Annotated in this window: 21 protein-coding genes; 13 read left to right on the top strand and 8 right to left on the bottom strand. The window is 45.6% G+C overall.

Features of this window, described 5'->3' with window-relative positions; translation table 11 throughout:
* The first annotated feature begins 31 nt into the window (after positions 1 to 31).
* On the top strand, positions 32 to 319 hold the full coding sequence (rpsR, locus tag PHILAsVB114_RS06825; protein ID WP_095698611.1) for a 30S ribosomal protein S18: 288 nt from the start codon (positions 32 to 34) through the stop codon (positions 317 to 319).
* A 13-nt stretch (positions 320 to 332) separates the two neighbouring features.
* Entirely contained in the window at positions 333 to 779 is a 447-nt protein-coding gene (rplI, locus tag PHILAsVB114_RS06820; RefSeq protein WP_095698610.1) for a 50S ribosomal protein L9, read from the top strand.
* A gap of 45 nt (positions 780 to 824) precedes the next feature.
* On the opposite strand, the gene PHILAsVB114_RS06815 is transcribed toward rplI, so the two are convergent.
* The gene (locus PHILAsVB114_RS06815; protein ID WP_204246797.1) at positions 825 to 1,739 is read right to left on the bottom strand and encodes a choline kinase family protein; all 915 of its coding nucleotides are present in this window, start codon (positions 1,737 to 1,739) and stop codon (positions 825 to 827) included.
* 22 nt (positions 1,740 to 1,761) lie between these two features.
* Between PHILAsVB114_RS06815 and PHILAsVB114_RS06810 the strand changes: the two genes are divergently transcribed.
* Together PHILAsVB114_RS06810 and dnaB are read left to right on the top strand one after the other, a co-directional pair.
* Positions 1,762 to 4,206, top strand: coding sequence for a GcvT family protein (locus tag PHILAsVB114_RS06810; protein WP_095698608.1), 2,445 nt, complete (start codon positions 1,762 to 1,764; stop codon positions 4,204 to 4,206).
* A 254-nt stretch (positions 4,207 to 4,460) separates the two neighbouring features.
* A complete protein-coding gene (gene dnaB, locus PHILAsVB114_RS06805; RefSeq protein ID WP_095698607.1) occupies positions 4,461 to 5,873 on the top strand; it encodes a replicative DNA helicase in 1,413 nt (470 codons plus the stop codon).
* Here the strand turns inward: dnaB and PHILAsVB114_RS06800 are convergent, their stop codons facing one another.
* Genes PHILAsVB114_RS06800 through PHILAsVB114_RS06790 form a run of 3 tightly spaced genes read right to left on the bottom strand, consistent with a single transcriptional unit; the run spans position 5,874 to position 10,004 of the window.
* The gene (locus PHILAsVB114_RS06800) at positions 5,874 to 7,205 is read right to left on the bottom strand and encodes a hypothetical protein (RefSeq protein WP_095698606.1); all 1,332 of its coding nucleotides are present in this window, start codon (positions 7,203 to 7,205) and stop codon (positions 5,874 to 5,876) included.
* A 30-nt stretch (positions 7,206 to 7,235) separates the two neighbouring features.
* Positions 7,236 to 8,156, bottom strand: coding sequence for an EamA family transporter (locus PHILAsVB114_RS06795; protein WP_095698605.1), 921 nt, complete (start codon positions 8,154 to 8,156; stop codon positions 7,236 to 7,238).
* Between the two features lie 21 nt (positions 8,157 to 8,177).
* Entirely contained in the window at positions 8,178 to 10,004 is a 1,827-nt protein-coding gene (locus tag PHILAsVB114_RS06790; RefSeq protein ID WP_095698604.1) for an acyl-CoA dehydrogenase, read from the bottom strand.
* Positions 10,005 to 10,073: 69 nt separating this feature from the next.
* On the opposite strand from PHILAsVB114_RS06790, the gene dcd reads away from it, so the two are divergent.
* Genes dcd through PHILAsVB114_RS06775 form a run of 3 tightly spaced genes read left to right on the top strand, consistent with a single transcriptional unit; the run spans position 10,074 to position 12,152 of the window.
* Complete coding sequence (gene dcd / locus PHILAsVB114_RS06785; RefSeq protein ID WP_095698603.1) at positions 10,074 to 10,652, top strand: dCTP deaminase; 579 nt, start codon at positions 10,074 to 10,076, stop codon at positions 10,650 to 10,652.
* Positions 10,653 to 10,689: 37 nt separating this feature from the next.
* Positions 10,690 to 11,241 carry a LemA family protein gene (locus PHILAsVB114_RS06780; RefSeq protein WP_095698602.1) on the top strand — a complete coding sequence of 184 codons (552 nt, stop codon included), beginning with the start codon at positions 10,690 to 10,692 and terminating at the stop codon, positions 11,239 to 11,241.
* A gap of 5 nt (positions 11,242 to 11,246) precedes the next feature.
* Positions 11,247 to 12,152: a M48 family metalloprotease gene (locus PHILAsVB114_RS06775; protein ID WP_095698601.1), complete on the top strand. Its 906-nt coding sequence runs from the start codon at positions 11,247 to 11,249 to the stop codon at positions 12,150 to 12,152.
* On the opposite strand, the gene PHILAsVB114_RS06770 is transcribed toward PHILAsVB114_RS06775, so the two are convergent.
* Entirely contained in the window at positions 12,149 to 14,203 is a 2,055-nt protein-coding gene (locus PHILAsVB114_RS06770) for a (Fe-S)-binding protein (protein ID WP_095698600.1), read from the bottom strand. The two genes, PHILAsVB114_RS06775 and PHILAsVB114_RS06770, sit on opposite strands and share 4 nt — an antisense overlap.
* Positions 14,204 to 14,348: 145 nt before the next feature.
* Between PHILAsVB114_RS06770 and dnaK the strand changes: the two genes are divergently transcribed.
* Genes dnaK through PHILAsVB114_RS06750 form a run of 4 tightly spaced genes read left to right on the top strand, consistent with a single transcriptional unit; the run spans position 14,349 to position 17,959 of the window.
* Entirely contained in the window at positions 14,349 to 16,172 is a 1,824-nt protein-coding gene (gene dnaK / locus PHILAsVB114_RS06765) for a molecular chaperone DnaK (protein ID WP_095698599.1), read from the top strand.
* Positions 16,172 to 16,645, top strand: a complete 474-nt coding sequence (grpE, locus tag PHILAsVB114_RS06760; protein WP_095698598.1) for a nucleotide exchange factor GrpE — start codon at positions 16,172 to 16,174, stop codon at positions 16,643 to 16,645. The genes dnaK and grpE overlap by 1 nt, the downstream gene beginning before the upstream one ends.
* Before the next feature lie 10 nt (positions 16,646 to 16,655).
* Positions 16,656 to 17,576, top strand: a complete 921-nt coding sequence (locus PHILAsVB114_RS06755; RefSeq protein WP_095698597.1) for a DnaJ C-terminal domain-containing protein — start codon at positions 16,656 to 16,658, stop codon at positions 17,574 to 17,576.
* Positions 17,573 to 17,959: a heat shock protein transcriptional repressor HspR gene (locus PHILAsVB114_RS06750; protein ID WP_095698596.1), complete on the top strand. Its 387-nt coding sequence runs from the start codon at positions 17,573 to 17,575 to the stop codon at positions 17,957 to 17,959. Before PHILAsVB114_RS06755 ends, PHILAsVB114_RS06750 begins: the two co-directional genes overlap by 4 nt.
* Here the strand turns inward: PHILAsVB114_RS06750 and PHILAsVB114_RS06745 are convergent.
* Positions 17,956 to 19,194: a DUF1501 domain-containing protein gene (locus PHILAsVB114_RS06745; protein WP_095698595.1), complete on the bottom strand. Its 1,239-nt coding sequence runs from the start codon at positions 19,192 to 19,194 to the stop codon at positions 17,956 to 17,958. The two genes, PHILAsVB114_RS06750 and PHILAsVB114_RS06745, sit on opposite strands and share 4 nt — an antisense overlap.
* 8 nt (positions 19,195 to 19,202) lie before the next feature.
* On the bottom strand, positions 19,203 to 20,501 hold the full coding sequence (locus PHILAsVB114_RS06740) for a DUF1800 domain-containing protein (RefSeq protein ID WP_095698594.1): 1,299 nt from the start codon (positions 20,499 to 20,501) through the stop codon (positions 19,203 to 19,205).
* A gap of 44 nt (positions 20,502 to 20,545) precedes the next feature.
* Between PHILAsVB114_RS06740 and pyrE the strand changes: the two genes are divergently transcribed.
* Complete coding sequence (pyrE, locus tag PHILAsVB114_RS06735; RefSeq protein ID WP_095698593.1) at positions 20,546 to 21,079, top strand: orotate phosphoribosyltransferase; 534 nt, start codon at positions 20,546 to 20,548, stop codon at positions 21,077 to 21,079.
* A 1-nt stretch (position 21,080) separates the two neighbouring features.
* Here the strand turns inward: pyrE and PHILAsVB114_RS06730 are convergent, their stop codons facing one another.
* On the bottom strand, positions 21,081 to 21,728 hold the full coding sequence (locus tag PHILAsVB114_RS06730) for a DedA family protein (protein ID WP_095698592.1): 648 nt from the start codon (positions 21,726 to 21,728) through the stop codon (positions 21,081 to 21,083).
* Positions 21,729 to 21,847: 119 nt separating this feature from the next.
* On the opposite strand from PHILAsVB114_RS06730, the gene PHILAsVB114_RS06725 reads away from it, so the two are divergent.
* A complete protein-coding gene (locus tag PHILAsVB114_RS06725; protein ID WP_095698591.1) occupies positions 21,848 to 24,130 on the top strand; it encodes a sodium-translocating pyrophosphatase in 2,283 nt (760 codons plus the stop codon).
* Position 24,131 lies beyond the last annotated feature (1 nt).

Here is a 24,131-nt window from a genome sequence, read left to right as displayed (position 1 = left end):
ATAACTGAAGGGCCCGAAAAGGAGCACCACAATGGGAGCAAGAAATAACAGAGCTCTAAAAGAGCCAAAGAATAAGGGCGCGAAAGCTGCTGCCCTTAATAAGAAGTTTAAGAAGAAGCCATGTAGCTTCTGCCAGAACAAAGTTGAATATATCGATTACAAAGATATTGCTACTTTGCGTAAATACATCTCTGATCGCGGCAAGATCCGTGCTCGTCGTGTAACTGGTGCATGTACACAACACCAACGCTCAATCGCTACTGCTGTCAAAAACAGCCGTGAAGTTGCGCTGTTGCCTTACACATCAAGTGCTCGATAAGGAGATTTGACTCATGAAACTAATCCTTACTCGTGAAGTTCCAAAGCTTGGTGCAGCAGGAGATGTTGTCACCGTCAAAGATGGTTTCGCACGCAATTACTTGTTGCCACGCGGAAACGCAATTGCATGGTCAGAAGGCGGCGAGAAGCAGATTGAAGGCATCCGCCGTGCACGTCGCGCTCGCGAAGTTCGCGATATCGATCACGCAAAAGAGATTAAGTCAGCACTTGAAAAAGCACCTCTGACCATCAAGGTCAAAGTTGGAACAGGTGGACGACTATTTGGTTCAGTAACAGATAAAGATGTTGCAGCAGCAATCAAGTCAGCCACAGGCAATGACATTGATCGTCACAGCATCAAGATCACTGGACACATCAAGAAGATCGGAAAGCACACAGCGAAGGTTTCACTTGCACACGCAGTTAGTGCAAGCGTAGACATCACTGTTGTTTCTGCTTAATTAAGAGTAATTAAACGGGCTCACCGCAACTGCGGTGGGTCCGTTTTACTTTGTTGCTGCGGCTACTAGAGATTTCTTAAATAAATCAGAAGTAAATTGGCTTTGGGCTAAATCAAACTTCTCGCCACCCCATGCGCGAAAATCAAAATCAATATCTGAAATAGATGCCTGAATCGCAGCCCACAGAGTCCATCCATACTTTGCCATCAATGATTGCAACCATGCTCGTGCAATCTTTTCTGGTCGGTGTGCGCCGTAGTACGCATCAATTAATTCAACCAACGCGTCGTATTCCAAGAATGCTTCTGCCCATATGTTTCCAAGATCAAAGCAGGCGTCATTATTGCCTGAATACTCATAATCAATAAGCCAGACCTTTTCGCCATCATCAATGAAATTACCTGGCAGCAAATCGTTATTGCACGGCACTATCTCTGAAGGCAACACTGACAGAGCCTTCTTTAAATCCGCAACATGGCTTTCGTAATCTAAATACTTATCTGGATAAATAAATTTGTTGGATTGCACAATATCTAGATAACGCTTTTGCAGAGTGAACATATTGAAATCACTCACAAATGGTTTTGCGCCATGCAGCGTCTTTGTAGCCTTCGCTACTCGCGGCAGATTATTGGCAATATCTTGGGCACCAAAAGTTTTACCTTTGATAAAACTAATGAGTAAAAGTCCTTGGCCCGGCAAGTAATCATGAACCGTTGCACCGATGCCAGCCTCGGCTGCGATGATGGTGTTCTTGTATTCATCTTCACGATTGATGTTTAACAAGTCAGATGAATTACTAGAAATACGTGCAACGTATTGTGTGCCATCGGATTCGATAGCTAAGTTTCTATTTGTTAAACCACCCGATAATTCAACAACGGATGTTCTGTTTTTTACCAAAGGCACTTGGTTCAGCAGCGCGCCAAAGGTTGATTCAAGATCTGTGGCACCTGGCATTAGTTCAGGATACATTTAGGCTATGAGTAAGTCACCACTTCCTAGCCGGGCAAAAATTGTCATTATCGGCGGCGGAGTTGGCGGAACCTCAGTTGCATTTCACTTGGCCGAATTAGGCGAAAAAGATGTCATTTTGCTCGATCGAAATGAATTAACCAGCGGATCTACTTTTCACTCAGCAGGTCTAGTTGGTCAGCTTCGCGCAGATCCAACTCTTACCAAGATGAATATGCACTCAGTTGATTTATATCGCCGTTTACAAAAAACCGATACTCCCCCAAGTTGGCGCGAATGCGGCAGTATTAAATTGGCATCAACTCCAGAGCGCATGGAAGAAATCCGCAGACAAATCGGTTGGGCGCGAACATTTAATTTAGATCTTAAAGAAATTAGCCCTAAAGAAGCACAAGAACTATTTCCACTGATGGACCTAGAAGGAGTACTCGGTGCTTCTTATTTAGCATCAGATGGGCAAGTAGATCCATCACAACTTGCGATGGCAATGGCTGCCGGTGCGCGCGCCGCAGGTGTTCAGATATTTACACACACTCGAGTGCTTTCAATTCAAACAGAAAAAGGTCGCGTTAAATCTGTTACGACAGATAAAGGCGTTATCGAGTGCGAAGTAATCGTTAACTGCGGTGGCATGTATGCACCATCTATTGCGCGCATGGTTGATGTGCGCGTTCCGATTGTTCCGATGAGTCACCAATATTTAATTACCGATAACTTCATGGATGCAAACGCACCACTTCTGCCTTCACTTCGCGACCCTGATTCGTTGATCTATTTCCGCCAAGAAGTACAGGGATTGTTAATGGGTGGGTATGAACGTAATTCAAAGGCGTGGTCTGCTGACTATCAAAACTTTGATGACATTCCGGCTAATTTTAATAACCAATTACTCGGTGAAGATTGGGATCGCTTCGAAGAGATTGCAGTTAACTCACAACGCCGTGTTCCAAAGATGAGCGAAATTGGCGTTAAGAGTTTTATTAATGGACCAGAAGGATTTACACCAGATAACGAATTCTGTTTAGGAGAAAGCGAAGTCGGCGGATTCTTTGTGGCAGCAGGTTTCTGTGCACACGGAATTGCTGGCGCTGGTGGCATCGGAAAAGTTGTTGCCGAATGGGTTGTTGCAGGAGAGCCAACAATGGATCTCTGGCACATGGACATCAAACGCTTTGGTGCTTCGTACAAGTCACCTGATTTCACACTCAAGCGCATCAGTGAAAACTACGAGGCGTATTACGACATTCACTACCCAGGTGAAGAACGTCAGAGTGCGCGTCCAGGTAAGAAATCACCAGCTTATGAATGGCACGCAGCAAACACTGCTGTCTTTGGAGAAAAGTCTTCATGGGAGCGCGTTAATTACTACGCCAATCACGAAAGCGATGATTCGTTAAAACCATACGGATGGGCTGGCAAACACTGGTCTTCAGCGGTTGCAGCAGAGCACCGCGCAACGCGTGAAAACGCTGGTTTATTTGATGAATCTAGCTTTGCAAAGGCGATCGTTAGTGGCGAACAAGCAGCAGAGTTTTTGAATTGGGTATGTGCCAATGATGTTGTCAAAGGCGTTGGCCGCACTGTTTATACGCAAGCGCTTAACACTCGCGGTGGAATTGAATCTGATTACACAGTTACACAAACTGGTGAAACAGAATTCTTCATTATTACTGGCACCGCCTTTTCAACACATGACTTTGGTTGGCTAGAAAAGCAAAAGCGCGAAGGTGGATTTAACGATGTGACAATTAAAATTGTCACAGAAGAGTTCGCTTGCTTTGCCTTGATGGGGCCAAAGGCAAGAACGATTCTTAGCAAGGCCACAGATTACGATCTCTCGCACGCTAACTTCCCATTTATGCACTCACGCGAAATAAATATTGCTGGCACAAAGGTACGTGCCACACGCCTTACTTACGTTGGCGAACTTGGATGGGAAATCTATGCACCCGTGGCAGAGGGCAAAAAAGTTTGGGAAGCGTTGGTCGCAGCTGGCGATGGTGAAGGATTAATGCCTTGTGGTTACCGCGCTATCGAATCGCTTCGTCTTGAAAAGGGTTACCGCGCATGGGCTGGGGAAATTAACACTGAAACAAATCCATATGAAGCAGGACTTGGATTTGCGATTTCGAAGAAAAAAGAAAAGTTCATTGGCAAAGACGCGCTAGACACCGCCAAGCAATCAAGAAAACTTGTTGCTATGACATTTGATGACATCCGCCAAGTTCCGCTGGGCAATGAGCCAGTGCGCATTAACGGCAGCGTTGTTGGTCGCGTGAAAAGCGGCGGACAGGGTTACACAATTAATAAAGCAATTGGTTATGCGTACTTACCAATGGAGCACACAACAGCTGGCACATCAGTAGATGTTGAATTCTTTGGCACATGGGCAACTGGAGTTATTTGCGCAGAACCGCTATTTGATCCGGAAAATTCAAAGATTCGTTTGTAATCTCAATAGTTGAGAACTTTAAAAATACTTTCCTCCACACGCTAAAACGATTCTGACCTGCGCGTTTGCTGCAATCCCCAAAGTTACCCACAGTTAATCAACAGGTATTTACACAGGGAAACGGGGTTATTCACCTACTTACCCACAGGTTCATCCACAGCGCGAGGCAGCGATTTTCGCTTGTCTGAGCGTAAATCTCTACGGTTCGAGCATGGGCCACGGCCCTGTCAGTGCTCTATGGAAAGGTGGTCTTTGTGAGTATCGCAGAACTACCTAACCGCGGAAATACACAACGCGAAGATGCAACTGCATTTGAACGCACACCACCGCAAGATCTCATTGCAGAACAATCTGTACTCGGTGGAATGCTCTTAAGTAAAGATGCAATCGCAGATGTTGTTGAAATTTTACGTGAACGCGATTTCTATAGACCAGCACACGAATTAATTTATGACGCAATCATTGATCTCTACGGTCGCGGCGAACCAGCTGATGCGGTCACTGTCTCTGCCGAACTTACAAAGCGCGGTGACATTGCACGCGCCGGTGGTGCGCCATATTTACACACACTTATTTCATCGGTGCCAACTGCAGCTAACGCAAGTTACTACGCAAAGATTGTTCGCGAGCACGCAATTATGCGCAGACTCGTTGAAGCTGGAACAAAGATTGTTCAACTCGGTTACGCAGTTGAAGGCGAAGTAGATGACGCGGTAGACCAAGCGCAAGCAGAAGTGTATGCAGTCACAGAGCGCAGATCATCAGAAGATTACGTCCAACTCTCAACACTTTTGCCACAAGCACTCGATGAGATTGAAAACATCTCTAAGGGTGTTGGCATCGAAGGTGTTATGACTGGATTTAAATCACTGGATGAGCTCACACACGGATTACACCCAGGCAACATGATCATCCTTGCGGCGCGTCCTGCAGTTGGTAAATCAACACTGGGATTAGATATTGCACGGCATGCATCAATTCATGATGGCAAAACATCCGTCATCTTCTCTCTGGAAATGTCGCGCTCAGAAATCACAATGCGTATGTTGTCTGCAGAAGCGCGCGTTGGTTTAAATAACATCCGCTCCGGACAACTATCTGATGAAGAGTGGACACGTCTTGCACGTCGTATGGGCGAGATCTCTGATGCACCGCTATTTATTGATGATTCACCAAATCTTTCAATGATGGAAATCCGCGCAAAGGCGCGTCGCCTGAAGCAACGCCACGATCTCAAACTGATTGTTATTGACTACTTACAGCTCATGTCATCAGGCAAGCGCGTTGAAAACCGTCAGCAAGAAGTATCCGAATTCTCACGTCACTTGAAGTTGATGGCGAAAGAGTTAGATGTCCCAGTAATCGCTATTTCACAGCTCAACCGTTCACCAGAACAACGCTCTGATAAGAAGCCAATGCTCTCTGACCTTCGCGAATCTGGTTCTATCGAACAGGACGCTGACGTTGTAATTCTTCTGCATCGCGATGATATGTATGACTCACAAAACCGATCAGGTGAAGCTGATTTGATCATCGCTAAGCACCGTAACGGACCAACTCGAACACTTACCGTTGCTGCCCAACTTCACTTCGCACGCTTTGTGGATATGGCTCAAAACCCAGGAAGCGGAACTGACTTTACGCAGCAAAGACAAAGCGAAGAGTAATTAACTGATTTTTGATTTAAAAGCGGTCCATAAACCTTTACCTCGCAAAACAAGTAACAAGAACAAAATCAAACCCAATCCTTGCGGTAGCAATATTGCCTGCATAGGTGCAGAATTTGGAAGGAATGCCAACTGACCCAAACCAATTCCTTGAAGAATTCTCACTAATCGAGAATCTCCTGGAATTGGAAAAGTTACAAAAATACGAATAAAAAATAAAATAAATGCGACCATGAGAACAAAAAAGTTGCCACCGAGCGAAAAGGCATCTGCATCAATCGAGCCGTTTGCGCTGATGGACTTTCCGTAATGTGCAGGGAATCTATCGGTATAAGCCCACACCCCAACTTTGTTGGAGGCTTGTTTTGAATTTTCTCTCTCAAATACATCAAGTAATTTTCTTTTTTCAGAAGGAGAACCATCAAAATAGTCATACCAATGATTGGAAACTTCTACGGGTGTCAAGAAAACTCTATAACCAAGTCGATTCACTATAGGATTAAGAATTATTTCATTCTCGGCAGAACAACTTCGCATAACATCACCAGGAGTAAAACCTTGTGTTGCGACTACACCACACTCACTTTCACGTGAAACTGCAGTTTCACCCAACCAAATACCACTGGCAATTACAAACAATAACGCCGAAGAAATCCCAACAGCTAAATAGTTGTTTATATTTAAACGGTTAGACATTGCAAATCCAGCAGCAAAAACTAGCGCCCAGCAGAAAATGACAATTGGTCCATCAGCACTTGAGGACAGCGTATAAAACACAATCCATACCAAGATTAGAGCGGCGACCAATTTTCGTTTCATTAAGTAAAACCACAAAACACAAATTGGTCCGAAAATTACTGAAACCCAATGGAATAGAACTTTCAGTAAATACGGGACATCAAGTAGTTTCACGAAATCTTCTCGATCTTGCGAAACCTGATTAGGTGTCACTCCACCAAAATATTGGTCTAAAATTGGGATAGTGCCCGCTACCCAATAATGAAAAGCGGGTATGAAAATAACCAAGAATGTTAGAAGATGAATTATTCTTGAATGTGAAGACGGAGTTTTATCTTGAATTCCATCTGATTTATCAGTTTTAATCGAAAACCAATCTCCAAGTGCAAGAGCTGTAGAAATTATCAACAAGCCAATACTTTGCGACATTCTTGGGGAAGTAGGAAAAAACTGGAACTGGTAAATAAAAGGGAGCGTCATCAAGGCAAACCAAACAAGCGAAGGAGCAGCCTGGATCAATTTTAGCTTTCGAACGGCGAATCCGGCGACCAGAGCAAATTCGCATACGCTCAAAGAGATTAAAAGCAAACTCATTCTCTAAGTCTATGGGCGCTATCTTTAAATCTAAGCGACTTTTGACCTAGTTTTATCTGCAATATAAATACCTGCAATAACTGTGGCGCCACCAATTAGTTGGATGGCGTTCCAGGTTTCGTTAATCCAAATCCATGCGAATATGCCCGCAAAGACTGGTTCAAGCATTCCGATGACAGAACTTGTTGACGCCGAAAGTATTTTGATTCCGGCAAGGACGCAGAGATAAGGAAGAACTGTTCCGAGTAGGACAACCCAAAGAATTAGTGTCCAACCAGGTGCGTTGTAGCTTTCGAGGGGTCCACTTAAGTTAATTGTTTGTGTAAATATCTCTGTTGGAAATGACCAGAGTGGAAATGCAATTGCCCAGATGGCAGATGCGATACCGAAACCGAGTGTGTTAAGAGATGCGGTGGGACGGGAGTGGCCGAGGCGCTCACCGAGAATGAAGTATGTGGCAAGTGCGAAGGCAGTGAGAAAAGCTGAAAACAGACCAAGAGGGTCCAGTGTCATGCCTTTCCATACTTGTGCAAGCAAGAGCATGCCGATGAATGCGAGTGAGATTGCAATCCACATATCTTTTGGAACAAATGATTTACGCACGTATTTGATCCAAAGAACAATCCAGATTGGGGCTGTGAATTCAATGATCAGGGCCATTGAGATATTCATGCGAGAGATTGCGATGAAATAGCCGAATTGAACTAATGCAAAACCAAAGACGCTATATGTGATGAGAAGCGGAAGCTCTTTCTTTGTTACCTTCAAGGATTTTGCATTAGTTAGTAAGACATAGGTAAAGAGAAATAGAAACGCGCCACCGGTTCGAACTTGGACCAAGCGCCATTCAGATAGATCAGCCTGCAAAAGTAACTTGGAGACGATGCCGTTAAAGGCAAAGGCGATTGCACCTATTACAAGGAGTACTTCACCCTTATGACGTGTGAACATCAGGCAAGGTTAGCGGATTAGTTAGAAAGCGCTTTCTGGAATCTCCATGATTGCGCCATCAGTTCCTTCAACGATCTTGCGATCTGCTGTGATGTGTGGCAAATAGTTCAGGCAGAAGAACTTTGCAGAAGCAATTTTTCCAGTGAAGAAGTCTTTATCTTTGCCAGCATCACCCTTAAGTTTTTCAGCAGCGATGTCTGCTTGGCGAAGTAATAGCCATGCAGTGATGATGTCGCCAACTGCCATGAGGCAGCGGGATGTGTTGAGGCCGACTTTATAAATTTCAATTGGGCTCTCTTGTGACGCCATTGCATGGCCAACAAGTACGCCAACGATTCCGTTGAGATCGCCAACTGCTTTGAGCAGTGCAGCTTTTTCTTCTGGGTGTGCACCGCCTGCTTGGGCGTAATCTGCAATTTCTTTACCGAGTAGACCAAGTGCACGTCCACCATCTTTAACAACTTTACGGAAGAAGAAATCAAGACCTTGAATAGCAGTTGTGCCTTCATACAAGGTGTCGATCTTTGCATCGCGCACATATTGTTCTAGTGGCCAATCTTGTGTGAAGCCGGCGCCACCAAATGTTTGTAGGGACTCTGTGCCAAGAAGTGTCCATGATTTTTCAGATCCAAAGCCTTTAACAACAGGCAATAGAAGATCATTAAGTGCTTCCATGTCTTTTAAGCGATCTGCGTTGCCCGCTTCGCGTGCTAATTCGATTTCATCTTGAATGGATGCGGTGTAGAGAACAAGGGCTCTCATGCCTTCTGAATAAGACTTTTGAACCATCAATGAGCGACGAACATCTGGGTGCTTAATAATTGATACACGTGGACTTGCTTTGTCATTCATGACCTTCATGTCGCCACCCTGAATACGAGTTTTGGCGTATGAAAGTGCTTGTTGGTAACCAGCAGAAAGAGTTGCAATTGCCTTTGTGCCAACCATCATTCGAGCAAATTCAATGACTTTAAACATCTGTGCAATACCTTCGTGCACATCACCGAGGAGATAACCAACAGCTGGTTCTTTTTCTCCAAGATTTACTTCACACGTTGCAGAAACATTTAATCCCATTTTGTGTTCTACACCTGTGACATAAACACCATTGCGTTTTCCGAGGTCACCGGTTTTATGATCAAACATGAATTTAGGAATTAAAAAGAGTGATAAACCCTTTGTTCCTGGTCCGCCACCTTCGCGACGAGCAAGAGTGAAGTGCATGATGTTTTCGAAGATGTCAGCATCGCCTGAAGTGATGTATCGCTTAGTGCCAGTGATGTGCCATGTGCCATCGCTTTGTTGAACAGCCTTGCTGCGACCAGCACCAACATCTGAACCAGCATCTGGTTCGGTGAGTTGCATTGTTGCGCCCCAGTGACGATCAACCATTAATTTTGCAAAGTGCTTTTGTTCTTCCGTTCCCAACATAAATGCAACGTGTGAGAAGGCATAACCAGATGCGTAGATATGAATGGATGGGTTTGAACCCAAAACCATTTCAGCAATTGCCCAGCGCACAGAGGCTGGAATCTTTGTTCCGCCGAGTGGCACCGGAGTATCAATGCGCCACCACTCGCCATCGATGTATGCTTTGTATGACTTCTTAAAACTTTCAGGAAGTTTCACATCACCAGTTGCTTTATTAAAATCCGTTCCGATGCGATCGCCATCAACGAAAGAAGCGGCTAGATCATTTTCAGTTAAGCGCTTCATCTCATCTAACATGCCCATCGTTGTTTCGCGATCGAGCTCCGAAAAGACAGAAGTACCCAGAATTTTTTCTGCGCCCAAGAGGTCAAAGAGGCAGAATTCAATATCGCGCAGATTGGCTGTGTAATGGCTCATGGGGCAAATTGTGCTACCCGCCAGTAACTTCTGCAACTCATCCAGGGCCCCAATTGGTAGAGTCCGCACGTGCTTTTAAGTGATCGCGATATCCGCGCAGAAATAGCTGCCAACCGAGTCGGCGTTGAGCCATTCGAAGAAGCGATGATCCAGCCATCATCTGTAGACGTTCGCTTGGATAAATTCTTCCGCGTCTTTGAAAACCATAAGTACTCAGTTATTGACCCTTCCACTGAGCAAGCAGAACTGACCCGCGAAGTTATTGCCGAAGGCGATGAACCATTTATTTTGCACCCAGGTGAATTCGTATTGGCAAGCACATATGAAGTAATCACATTGCCAGATGACATCGCCGGACGCCTTGAAGGAAAGTCATCCCTTGGTCGACTTGGACTACTTACCCACTCAACAGCAGGATTTATTGATCCAGGATTTTCTGGTCACATCACTCTCGAACTTTCAAATGTTGCAAACCTGCCGGTGAAGTTATTTCCAGGAATGAAAATCGGTCAGCTCTGCTTGATCAAACTCTCTTCACCTGCTGAGCACCCATACGGATCTGAAAAGTATGGATCTCGCTATCAAGGACAACGCGGGCCTACCGCAAGTCGTTCCTTCAAGAACTTTCACCGCTCAAAAATTAAGTAGCCGGGAATAACTCAAGGCCTCAGGAGGTTTTATCACCATGGAAATCATTATTGCTTTAGGCGTCATCGCATTACTCATCACCTTTCTAGTCATTCAATACAACCGACTCATTCGCCTCAACGTCGCAGTCGATGAATCCTTTGCGCAGATCGAAGTACAGCTCAAGCGCCGCGCAGATTTGATTCCTAACTTGGTGGAAACCGTTAAGGGTTACGCCGAACATGAAAAGAGCACATTTGACGCGGTTGTCTCTGCTCGTGCAAAAGCAACTTCTGCCACATCTTTCACAGATGTTGCAGCAGCAGATGGAATGCTGACTCAAGCACTTCGTGGATTACTCGCAGTTGCTGAGGCATATCCAGATCTCAAAGCATCTGCAAACTTTTTGTCATTACAAGATGAATTATCAACAACTGAGAACAAAGTTTCCTTTGCTCGTCAGTTCTATAACGACACCGTGCGCGAACTCAATACTGCTGTGAAAACAGTGCCAACTAACTTCTTTGCAGGCTTTGCAAAGGTGAGCGAACGCGAATTCTATGAGGTAGAAGATCCACAATCACGACAAGCGCCAAACGTTAAGTTCTAATCTCGATGGCTGAAGTCGGCAATTTTCGCGGTCTACAAGCTGCGAATAAACGAAAAACATTTGCACTGCTTGCACTCTTTGGCGTGCTCATGTGGGTTGTTGCCTACGCAGCTCTTACTTACTTTGGTGGCTCTTCAGCATTTATTGTTCCTATCGCAGTCGGACTCTCACTTGTTTCAGTCTGGGGCTCTTACTACGGATCTGATCGACTCGTGCTGACAATGACAGGGGCTAAGTTAATTACTGAAGATGATAATCCAAAGTTATTTAACTTAGTTCACGAAGTAGTCATTGCCAGTGGATTGCCAATGCCAAAGGTTGCAATCGTGGTTGACCCGGCGCCAAATGCATTTGCTACTGGTCGAAACCCAGAACACGCACTTATTGCATTTACAACAGGAATTTTAGATGCGATGGATCGCGACCAACTTCAGGGAGTTATTGCCCACGAGATGTCGCACGTGGCAAATAGAGACACTTTAGTTTCAGCCGTTGCAGCGTCGACTGCTGGAGCAATTGCAATCTTGTCTGATTTCTTAATGCGCATGATGTTCTTCGGTGGACGTCGAGATCGCGATAGCAATTCAAATCCAATCGCTTTAGTCATTTCTTTAGCTGTTTTAATAATGGCGCCCCTTGCAGCAATGTTGCTTAAATCTGCAATTTCACGAAAGCGAGAGTCGCTAGCTGATGCCACAGCAGTTTCTTTCACACGAAATCCTGCAGGGCTGCGTTCGGCTCTAGAAGTACTCGCGCGCGACTCAACTGTTGTGCAGCAGAGATCAACGGCCGTGGCTCATATTTGGATTGAATCACCACTGGATGCAAAATCTGTTTCTAAACTCTTTGCATCCCACCCACCTATTGAAGAGCGCATTGCAACTCTTCGTGCGATGGAGAGCTTGTCTTAGTTAGGTTTTACAGCGCGCAATAACGCTTGCGCAACATCTAATACCTGCACCTGTGACTCACGCGCTGCAACACCATCTGTGACCATCACGCGACAGAACGGACAGGCAACAGCGACTTCTTCAACGCCAGTTGCAAGTGCTTCATCAACGCGGTTTAAGTTAATTTGAGTTCCAAGTTTTTCTTCCATCCACATACGACCACCACCGGCGCCACAGCAGAAGGAACGTTCTTGATTACGTGGCATCTCAGTAATTGTTACACCAGTTGCTTGGAGCAATTCGCGTGGTGCTTCAAATACTTGGTTGTGACGGCCTAAATAACAAGGATCGTGATAGGTCAAAGACTTCTCTGATTTGTTTACTGGAATCAAGCGGCCTTCGCGCACAAGCTGGTTGAGTAGTTGCGTGTGGTGGACAACCTGTAATTCATAACCGCTTTGCGCGTAATCGCGACCAATAGTTGTAAAGCAATGAGGGCAAGTAACAACAACTTTCTTTGTGCCCTTATCTTTACGAGTTTCAAATACTTGCGTGAAGGTGTCGATGTTTTCCTTTGACAAGATTTGATACAAGAATTCGTTTCCGGCGCGACGCGCGGGATCTCCCGTGCAAGTCTCGCGCTTTCCAAGGACTGCAAACTCAACGCCTGCGATGTGCAGCAACTCTGCAACAGCCTTAGTGGTTTTCTTCGCACGCTCTTCATATGCGCCAGCACAACCAACCCAGAACAAATACTCAACATCTTCAGGCAGCGTGCCCTCGACAACGCGAATTGGGAAATCCATCTCTGAAATCCAACCTTCGCGATCATTTTTATTTGATCCCCAAGGATTTCCAGCTGTTTCAAGATTACGAAATGTTCCGTTTAATTGTGAAGGGAACTCTGATTCAACTAATACTTGGAAACGGCGCATGTTAACGATGTGATCGATGTGTTCGATATCTACTGGGCACTCATTTACGCATGCACCACATGTTGTGCAGGACCAGAGAACATCGAGAGAAATAGGGGCGTTTTCACCGACCATGTTCTCTGTTTCAACTGTCTTTGCAAATGCGTGATCGCGCATCGCCATGATCAAAAGCTTTGGTGAGAGCGGTTTATCTGTGTGCCAGGCAGGACATTGCGATTGGCAACGTCCGCATTCGGTGCAGCTGGTCATATCCAGCAAACCCTTCCACGTGATGTCACCACGTGTGCCAAGACCAAATACATCATCATCTGCTGGATCTTCGAAATCTACTGGCTTGCCATGTGAGAGTAATTCAGGCAAGTTACCGAGTGAGTGACCACCATCTGCGTTGCGCTTGTAATAAATATTAAAAAATGCCAAGAAACGGTGCCATGCGATACCCATTGTGAGATTTGTTGCAATAACGATAAACCATGTCATTGAAACAACAATCTTTATTGTTGCAACTATTGCAACCCACATGTGTAGCTGTGTGAGCGACATAGATTTAAAGAGTTCAGCAATTGGCCATGTCAACGCAAAGTGCCAGTTCCAAGATGTGTATTCAGAGAGTGCGCCTTCTAATCCGCGCAGCGCGGTAACACAGAAAACTATAATCAGAATTGTTGCTTCAACGTAATACGCCTTCCAGTTTCCAGAACCATAGAAACGTGAAGTGCGTCCACTCTTTTTAATTCGAGTTACTTGGCGAATACCAATGAGTGTGACAATTCCGATTCCTGTTGCCCAACCAATGAATTCAGTGAATAACTCATATGGTGCAAAGTGACCAATGAACGGAAGTGCAAAATCTGGATTAAGAATTTGACCGTATGCGGTTACGAGTGTTCCAAAGAGTGCGCCAAAACCAATCATCACAAACCAGTGCGCAATTCCTGTGGCAGTAAAATTAAGCATCTTTGTGTGACCAAGTACTTCAGTGAGCATGTTCTTTAAACGCGCACCACGATTGCCCGAACGAGTTGGATCTGGCTGACCCTTCTTATAGACCGCAATGAGCTGGCGAACACGGATGGCTAGAAGAACCAGGGCAACAACAGTGATTCCGTAAGCCAGGGCTGCAAGTGCGAGAGTCATGGGCAAATCTTAGGTCGGCGCTGGGGAATAAGTCGGGCGGATGCCCTGTTATCCAGAGTGAGAAACCTGAGTCGCATCGACTCAACCTTTTAGGTATAGTTCGACTCAGGTTTAAAGAAGAAACTATAAAAGGAGCAGTAAAAAGATGGCTAGAGCAGTTGGAATTGACCTCGGAACGACAAATAGCTGCGTTTCAGTCCTTGAAGGTGGCGAACCCACCGTCATCGCTAATGCTGAAGGCGCCCGCACAACCCCATCGATCGTCGCATTCGCAAAGAACGGCGAAGTCCTCGTCGGTGAGGTCGCCAAGCGTCAGTCAGTAACAAATGTGGACCGAACAATTCGTTCAGTAAAGCGCCACATGGGTACTTCATGGAACATCGATATCGATGGCAAGAAGTACACACCACAAGAAATTTCTGCACGTGTGCTTCAAAAGTTAAAGCGTGATGCCGAGGCATACCTTGGTGAAACGGTGACGGACGCAGTTATCACAGTGCCTGCATACTTCAATGACGCACAACGTCAAGCAACAAAAGAAGCTGGCGAAATTGCTGGTCTTAATGTGCTTCGCATCATTAACGAACCAACAGCTGCTGCGCTCGCATACGGTTTAGACAAGGCTGATAAAGAACAGACCATTCTTGTATTCGACCTCGGTGGCGGAACATTTGATGTTTCACTACTAGAAATCGGCGATGGAGTTGTTGAAGTTAAAGCAACCAATGGCGATAACAACCTTGGCGGTGATGACTGGGATCAAGCACTCGTTGATCACTTGGTTACAACATTTGGTTCCAAAAACGGAATTGATTTAACTAAAGACAAGATGGCGATGCAGCGCGTTCGCGAAGCTGCTGAAAAAGCAAAGATCGAACTTTCATCATCACAGAGCGCATCCATTAATCTTCCATACATCACAGTCGATGCTGAAAAGAATCCGTTGTTTATGGATGAGACAATCACACGCGCTGATTTCCAGAAACTCACCGCAGCTCTTCTCGAGCGTTGCAAGAAGCCTTTCCAAGCAGTTCTAAAAGATGCTGGAATTCCTATTGCAAACATTCAAAGCGTTGTACTAGTTGGCGGTTCAACTCGTATGCCAGCAGTTGTCGATCTTGTCCGCGAATTAACTGGCGGGAAAGAACCAAATAAGGGCGTAAACCCTGATGAAGTTGTTGCAGTTGGCGCATCCCTACAAGCTGGTGTTTTAAAGGGAGAAGTTAAAGATGTACTTCTACTAGATGTAACACCACTCTCACTTGGTATCGAAACCAAGGGTGGCGTGATGACACGCTTGATCGAGCGCAACACAACTATTCCTACAAAGCGCAGTGAAATCTTTACAACGGCAGATGACAATCAGCCAGCGGTACAGATCCAGGCCTATCAAGGCGAGCGTGAAATGGCTGCTTATAACAAGAAGCTAGGCATGTTCGAATTAACAGGTCTTCCACCTGCACCACGTGGAATTCCACAAATCGAAGTGACATTTGATATCGATGCAAACGGAATTGTTCACGTATCTGCAAAAGATCTCGGAACTGGAAAAGAACAGAGCATGACTATTACAGGTGGCTCTGCACTCTCCAAAGATGAAATCGAACGCATGATGGCAGACGCCGAATCACACGCTGAAGAAGATCGCCAGCGTAAAGAAGAAGCAGAAATCCGTAACACTGGAGATTCACTTGTCTACCAAACTGAAAAGTTCTTGGCAGATAACGCTGATAAGTTCACAGAAGGTGAATCACTTGAGAAGAAAACTGAAACTGAGTCAGCACTTGTTGAACTAAAGACAGCACTCGGTGGTGCCAACTTTGAGATGATCAAAACTGCAACGGAGAAAGTTTCAACTCTTAGCCAAGCACTCGGCGCCGCGCTTTACGCAGCAAACGCTGCGCAAGGCACACCTGGTGCACAAGCCGAAGATGGCGTTGAAGACGCAGAGATCGTCGAAGAAGCGTAATGTCTGAAGACGTTAGCGTTGAAGAAGTTGTAACAGAGGCTGCACCGGATCAAGAGATTGATCCGGTTGCAGCCCTTACATCTGATTTACAACGCTTACAAGCAGAGTATGCAAATTACAAAAAACGCGTAGAACGCGATCGAGCCCTTGCGCACGAACTTGCAATTGGTTCTGTACTCGCAGAGTTTCTCTCTGTCCTTGATGATATTGATCGCGCAGAATCACATGGCGAATTAAGTGGTGGCTTCAAGGCTGTTGCTGATCAAATCAACACAGTCACAGCGCGCATCGGATTAGAAAAATACGGCACCGAAGGCGAAGCCTTTGATCCAAATATTCACGAAGCGCTAATGCATGACACATCAGCAGATGTTGCTGTGCCAACTGCCTCAAAGATTTTGCAACCAGGATATAGATTCAAAGAGCGCATCTTGCGTCCTGCTCGCGTAACAGTGACAGATCCAGAGAGCTAAGAGAAAAAAAGTGGCCGCTAAAGATTTATACGAAAAGGATTTTTATAAGATCCTGGGCGTATCAAAGTCGGCGACCCCTGATGAAATAAAGAAGAAATACCGCACTCTTGCGCGTGAACTACACCCAGATAAGACAAAGGGCGATGCAAAAAGAGAAGAAGAGTTCAAGGCTGTTTCTGAGGCTTATGACATTTTATCCGATGTTAAAAAAAAGAATGAATATGACGAAGCACGTTCACTATTTGAACGCGGTGGCTTTCGCGCGCCAACTGGCGGACAAAATTTTCAAGGCGGAGATTTCGGTGACATGTTCGGCGGCGGCAATCCGCAAGATATCTTCGCAAATCTATTTGGTGGCGGACGACGTGGACCGCGTAAAGGACAAGATCTACAGACCGAATCAAAGATTTCATTTCGCGAATCAGTATTTGGCACAACGCTAGAACTTCGCCTTTCTATAGATGGAACCCCTGCACAAAACATTACTGCGCGCGTTCCTGCAGGAGTAAACGATGGAGCAAAGATTCGCGTTAAAGGGAAAGGCGCTAATGGTGAAGCAGGTCCTGGAGATTTGTTTATTTTGCTTCACGTAAAGCCACACCCTATTTTTTCACGCAAAGGCGAACACATCACTATGACGTTGCCTGTGACATTTACTGAAGCAGCCCTTGGTGCAGATATTAAAGTACCAACAATTGCTGGCGATGATGTGACCGTGCGCCTTGCACCTGGAACATCTAATGGTCGAGTGCTTCGCGTTAAAGGTCGCGGGATATCAAAAAATGGCACAACAGGAGATTTACTTGTGACAGTTGAAGTGCAAGTACCACGTCACACAGAAGGTAAAGCAGAAGAAGCGCTGAAAGCATTTGCAGAAGCCACAGCACATGAAGATGTGCGCGCTGAATTTATCGCTAAGGCATCACAATGAGCGAAGAAAAAACAACACAACCGGGTGATGACGCAGCGCTCTATGTCATCTCAATAGCTGCTGAACTATCTGGTTTACATCCACAAACACTTCGCCAATACGATCGCATGGGATTGGTTTCCCCTGAGCGCGCAAGTGGTCGTGGTCGCAGATATTCATTGCAAAATATTGCATCTCTTCGCACCGTGCAAAGACTTATTGGCGAAGGCATTAACCATGCTGGCATTAAACGCATCATTGAATTGGAATCTGCAATGGCGAACATGGCAATTGAAGTTGCCCACCTTCGTGTGGAAGTAGATGCGTTGCTGAAGGAGAACCCTCCTAAAGGACTTGCAATACGCCGTAAAAACCCAGTTATTGTCTATAAAGAAGAGAGTTAAACAGCTTTATAAAAAGGAACTTTCTTTTTATAACCATTAAGAATTTTCTCAGGTGGAGTCTTTAAAACCTTTTCTAAGATAGTTGCATAGATACTTCTAAAATCAGTTGTGACAGCTAGGTCACCATCTATAAGTTTTGATAACGATGGTTGATCGCCATAGAAGCCACCATTTATTTTGTCTCCGATAACAAAGACAGGGCCAGAGGATCCGTGGTCTGTGCCTTGAGATGCGTTGCCAACTACACGTCGACCAAATTCGCTGTAAACCATGACAACAACATCTCGTGATCGAGTTGTGCTCTTAAGTTGTGTCATAAATCGTGAAATCGAATCAGAGACAACTCCGAGAAGTGCGGCCTGTGCATTGGCTTCATTGGCGTGTGTATCAAATCCGCCAAGAGAAACCGACCACACGCGAGTAGGCGCACCGGCATCAATTAATTTTGCGACAATATCTAATTGCTGGCTTAAGTTGGTATCTCCTCCAGCATTGCCACCATTAATGGTTGGCAGCTCAACTGGACTGCCAGGAACATTTTTCTTAAGAACTGGCGTGATTGAATCAGAGATATTAAATAGATTCTTCATTGTGCTTGCGGCAAGTGCCATCAACTTGGAGTCGTTAGAAGATGGCGCACTGAGTTGCGCACAATCCATGGCCAATTGACCAGAAGGAATGATTAATCCACCAAGTGGTAGTGCTGACCCAGATTTCTTTGCACCGGCTAGAAGTGGTGGCAAGACAGAACCCAAACTAATTGCAAGCATTGGATCAGTAGGTTGTGTATCAATCCAACGTCCCAACCAGCCAGTGCTTATGTGGGTTAAAGGATTACCCGTTTGCCACTTAGCCATTGAAGAAAAGTGAGAACGATCAGGTTTTGGATAACCGACTCCGCGGATGATGGCAACTTTCTTTTCATCCCATAAAGTTTTTATTCCACCCATTGATGGGTTAAGTGCAAGAGATGAATCTAGTTGCAATAATTTTTCAGCAGGATATGAAATATCTGGGCGAGATGAGAAGTAGAGTGAATCTGAATATGGAATCAATGTGTTTAATCCATCGTTTCCACCATAGAGAGTGATGGCAACCAAGATTGGTGTGTTTGCAGGCAAAGGTCGGTCGATGGCTGCTTGGGCAATATCTTGCAGGGATAGCAGCGGCACCATTGCACCAATGGCTGCTCCACTGGTGAGGGTTAGAAATTTACGTCGGCTTATTGTGTCCATGACATCTCCTATGCGCTCACGATGTATTCAGGGCTACATAAAGCCAGAAGGATTAACCGTTTTGGATCGTTATCAGCGCCCTGCAAAGCAGTTGTTGTTCGATCGCTTAGTTCAGCGATACCTAACCAATCGGCAATTGCTGCTACGCGATCTTTGCGCGCAAGATTAGAAATTGGAGAGATGTCACCTTGTTTAATAAACCACTGCGCAAAAGCAAATCTAAATTGAGCACTCGCAGATGAAAGCCAGGCTTCATCAGTTGGCCAGCCACCAACATTTGGGGGGCTAAAAGGCACTTGTGACAAATTGTTTAAATAATTTAAAAGATTATTTGGATTCGTTAATTGAGAAGGTGTAATTGAGAGTGCTCGGCACGAAGAGATAAACCATTCAACAGGGGATTTAACCTGTGAATACCGTGTATCTGAGAGGTATTCAAAATCTGCAAGTGCACTGACAGCTGCAGAAATACTGCGCTGGCTAAAAGCACTTTGAATGCTGGATTGATCTGGCAGGGGATTTTGACTAGAAATAAATCTGTACCAGAGGCGTTCGCTGATAAATAATTGGCAAGCAGCTTGATCTACAAGGTGGTTGGTCGCACTGGTTGCATCGTAGGCAATTGTCTTACCTAAAATAGTTTTTGGATTGGGATCATATCTACGTGGATTAAATGTCACAGTTCCATTACTGCGCACGACTTGAAAGCCAGTGAGCGCTCTAGCCATTTCTTTTACATCGCTTTCGGTATAACGATTTACACCCAGAATAAACAGCTCCATTAGTTCGCGTCCAAGATTTTCATTCGGTGCCCGTACGGTGTTTTCTTGTCCGTCTAGCCAAATTTGTAAAGCGCCATCATTGATCATGGCAAGTGATTGATCTCTAAAATTTCCAAGGGCGTGTTTACGCAGTGTTTGATTTTGCATATACATAGGTAGTGCATAATTTAATTTATCAATTGCAGTTGCCCAGTGCCCGTGCCAGAACCACGTCATTCGCTCTGTTAGTGCGTGATCACTTAAGGCCATTCGATCGAGCCACCAAACCGCTAAGGCTTTACTTTGTTCGCGCATCTGTGCACCAAAAATTTGTTGCTGTGGATCATTAGGTTCGGGACGTTTTCCTAAATCTGTTAATACTGGTTCGGCAACACGTTGTGCTCCGTTATCAAATGAAGGCACCGTCAATAAATTTGTTCGTGTAGCAGTGTTACCAGCCCGCAGAGCTGCCGAAAACTCACCAGGTTTCGGACCAAATCCGAAGCGCTGATAAAGGCGGGCTGTTACAAGGCGCGTGCTATCCATGAGTGCAGAGTAAGTGGCAATAGATGGAGATATAGGGTGTGAACATGAATCCACAGGAAACTCTCCGAGAACAGATAATTACGAAAGCCGTTGTGCACGGCAAAGTGATTTTATCTTCAGGAAAAGAAGCTGACTACTACGTAGATCTTCGTCGCGTGACACTGGACTCTGTTGCAGCGCCACTTGTTGGTCAAGTAATGCTGGATTTAACAAAAGATTTAGATTACGAAGCAGTTGGTGGTCTTACGTTAGGCGCAGACCCCGTCGCAACAGCGATGATGCACGTTGCAGCCCAGCAAGGAAGAAAGCTTGACTCATTTGTTGTGCGCAAGGCAGAAAAAGCACATGGATTACAACGACGCATTGAAGGACCAGATGTTGTTGGCAAAAGAGTTTTAGCAGTTGAAGACACATCAACAACTGGTGGTTCAGTTCTAACCGCAGTTGAAGCACTCATAGAAGCTGGCGCAATTGTTGTTGGTATCGCAGTAATTGTTGAGCGTGGCGCAGAACCAAAGATTAAAGAAGCCGGATATGAATACCGCGCTGCGTTTCAATTAGCAGATCTAGGTCTATAGATTAGCTGTGGTGTTTTTTGGTCTGTCGCTCGCGGAAGATTTCGATTACGACAGGAATTAAAGATAGAACGACGATTAAGCCAACAATTGGCAAGATGTATTTATCAACTGAGCCCTCTAGTTTTTCTCCCAGGATGTAACCTAAGAAAATCACGGATTGTGTCCAGATAATTCCGCCAATAAAGTTCCAGACAAAAAATGTTCGTGCTGGAATCTTTACAATTCCACAGAGTGGGTTAATCAACGTTCTTACGAATGGAACAAAGCGAGCCAAGATGATTGCCCGTCCTGTGCCGTATTTACGTAGCCATTTTTCTGTGGCAATTACTCTCTTGCGACTAAAAAAGCGTCCATCTGGTCGATCAAATAATTTACGACCATAGGTCGCGCCAAAAATATGTCCAACTTGAGCTCCAAGAATCGCTGCAATCGGCGCACCGATAAAGAGCGCCACTGGATCAAGGGCTGCGCCTCCCAAAATCGCTGCACCCGAACCAGATGCGGCGACACCGGCAATGAAAAGTAGTGAGTCTCCGGGAAATGCCAGGCCGATCAGCAGAGCTGTTTCGGCGAAGATGATGGCTAGAACTCCGACTAATCCAAGATCTCCAACAATTGAGTGGGCATCAAAGAGGGTGGATAAGTTCATGAGTTAAGCCTATTGGGATACCTAATAGATAGGTGTATTTGCGTTTTTCAGGGGCGGTGTGCGTAGACTGCTACAACTTTGTGGGCCAATCGGGCCCTATTGCTCCTGGAGGAGACAACATGCGAGCTGCCAGCTCCCAATCACTAGTGACCGTAGAAGGCTCAAACCTGAACTACGTCTACGCCGTTCTAGCAATTTCATTGATCGCCCTGGGCATCGCCTGGGCACTTCGCGCCCAAGTTTTGGCGCAGAGCGATGGCACAGCCAAAATGCGTGAAATCGCAGAAGCAGTTCAGGAAGGCGCCGCCGCATATCTCGCGCGCCAGTTCCGAACACTTTCATACTTTGTAGGAATTGTTTTTGTTCTTCTCTTCGCACTGCCAGGAGATATGGATATCCGTATTGGACGTTCAATCTTTTTCTTACTCGGTGCAGGTTTCTCAGCACTGGTTGGCTATAACGGCATGTGGCTTGCTGTGCGCGCAAATGTTCGCGTTGCAGAAGCAGCCCGTAATAAAAATGGCGAAAAGGCAGTACAGATCGCATTTCGTACCGGCGGCGTAGTTGGTATGACAACTGTTGGTCTTGGACTAGTTGGCGCATCCCTTGTTGTAATCATCTACCGCGAAAACGCACCAGCGGTTCTTGAAGGATTTGGTTTTGGCGCTGCAATGCTCGCGATGTTTATGCGCGTGGGTGGCGGTATCTTCACAAAGGCTGCAGATGTTGGCGCAGACCTTGTGGGTAAAGTTGAAAAGAATATTCCAGAAGATGACCCACGTAACGCTGCAACAATTGCAGATAACGTGGGAGATAACGTCGGTGACTGCGCTGGTATGGCAGCTGACTTGTTCGAGTCTTATGCAGTGACTCTTGTTGCAGCGTTGATTCTTGGTAAAGCAGCACTAGGAGATGCCGGACTTATCTATCCACTGATCGTTCCTGCAATCGGAACCATTACTGCGGTAATCGGTATTTTCCTTACCCGTCTTCGTCCAACAGATAAGAATGCGATGCAAGCAATTAATCGTTCCTTCTTCATATCTGCTCTGATCTCTGCAGTTCTCACAGGACTTGCAACATTTACTTACCTACCATCTGACTTTAAGTTACTCACTGGACTATCACAAGAAGCAATTGAATCTGCTGGAAACATAAACCCACGCGTTCTTGCATATGGCGCAGTACTAATTGGTATCGCACTAGCTGCAGCAATTCAGGTTCTGACCGGCTTCTTTACAGAAGTTGGTAAGCGTCCAGTTAATGATGTTGCCGCTTCTTCACAAACAGGTGCTGCAACAGTGATTTTGGCTGGTATTGCAGTTGGTTTTGAATCAGCTGTATACAGCGCAATTCTTATTGCTACCGCTGTCTTTGGTGCTTTCGCACTCGGTGGCGGCTCCATTGTTCTATCCCTGCTTGCAATCGCATTAGCTGGTACTGGTCTTTTGACCACAGTTGGTGTCATCGTTGCAATGGATACCTTCGGACCAATTTCAGATAACGCACAAGGCATTGCAGAAATGTCTGGCGATGTTAAGGGCGAAGGCGCACAGATTCTTACATCCCTTGACGCTGTTGGTAACACAACAAAGGCGATCACTAAAGGAATTGCAATCGCAACTGCTGTTCTTGCAGCCACTGCTCTCTTTGGTGCATTTACAGATGCAATCAAACAAGCGGTTAAAGATGCAGGACAAGAGGCTGCAAACCTCGGTCTTGAATATCAAGGCGTGCTAGATGTTGCTAATCCACGCAACCTTGTTGGTTTGATTATCGGCGCAGCCGTTGTATTCCTCTTCTCAGGTCTTGCAGTCAACGCGGTATCACGCGCTGCAGGAGCTGTGGTTATGGAAGTCCGTAATCAATTTAAGTTACATCCTGGAATCATGAAAGGCACTGAAAAGCCAGAGTATGGCCGCGTTGTAGACATCTGTACACGCGATTCACTGCGCGAACTTGTAACACCAGGATTGCTAGCAGTGATGGCACCAATTGCAGTTGGCTTCGGTCTTGGAGTTGGCGCACTCGGTGCATACCTCGCTGGTGCAATCGGCACCGGAACACTGATGGCAGTATTTCTTTCAAACTCTGGCGGTGCGTGGGATAACGCAAAGAAGATGGTTGAAGATGGAAATTACGGTGGCAAGGGATCAGATGCCCACACCGCAACAATCGTTGGCGACACTGTCGGAGATCCATTTAAAGACACTGCAGGTCCTGCGATTAACCCACTTATTAAGGTGATGAACCTTGTTGGTCTACTTGTTACACCAGCAATCGTTTCATTCGCACTCGGTGGAAACTCAAACATCAACACTTTAATCGGTGTTGTTGCAACGTTGATTATTGTTGCCGCTCTTGTGCGCAACCGTCGTCAATCAACGTCGATCGAGTACTAAA

Origin of the sequence: Candidatus Planktophila limnetica, assembly GCF_002288365.1 — a bacterium.
GTDB classification, from domain to species: domain Bacteria; phylum Actinomycetota; class Actinomycetes; order Nanopelagicales; family Nanopelagicaceae; genus Planktophila; species Planktophila limnetica.
This window is presented reverse-complemented; position numbering and strand designations above follow the sequence as displayed.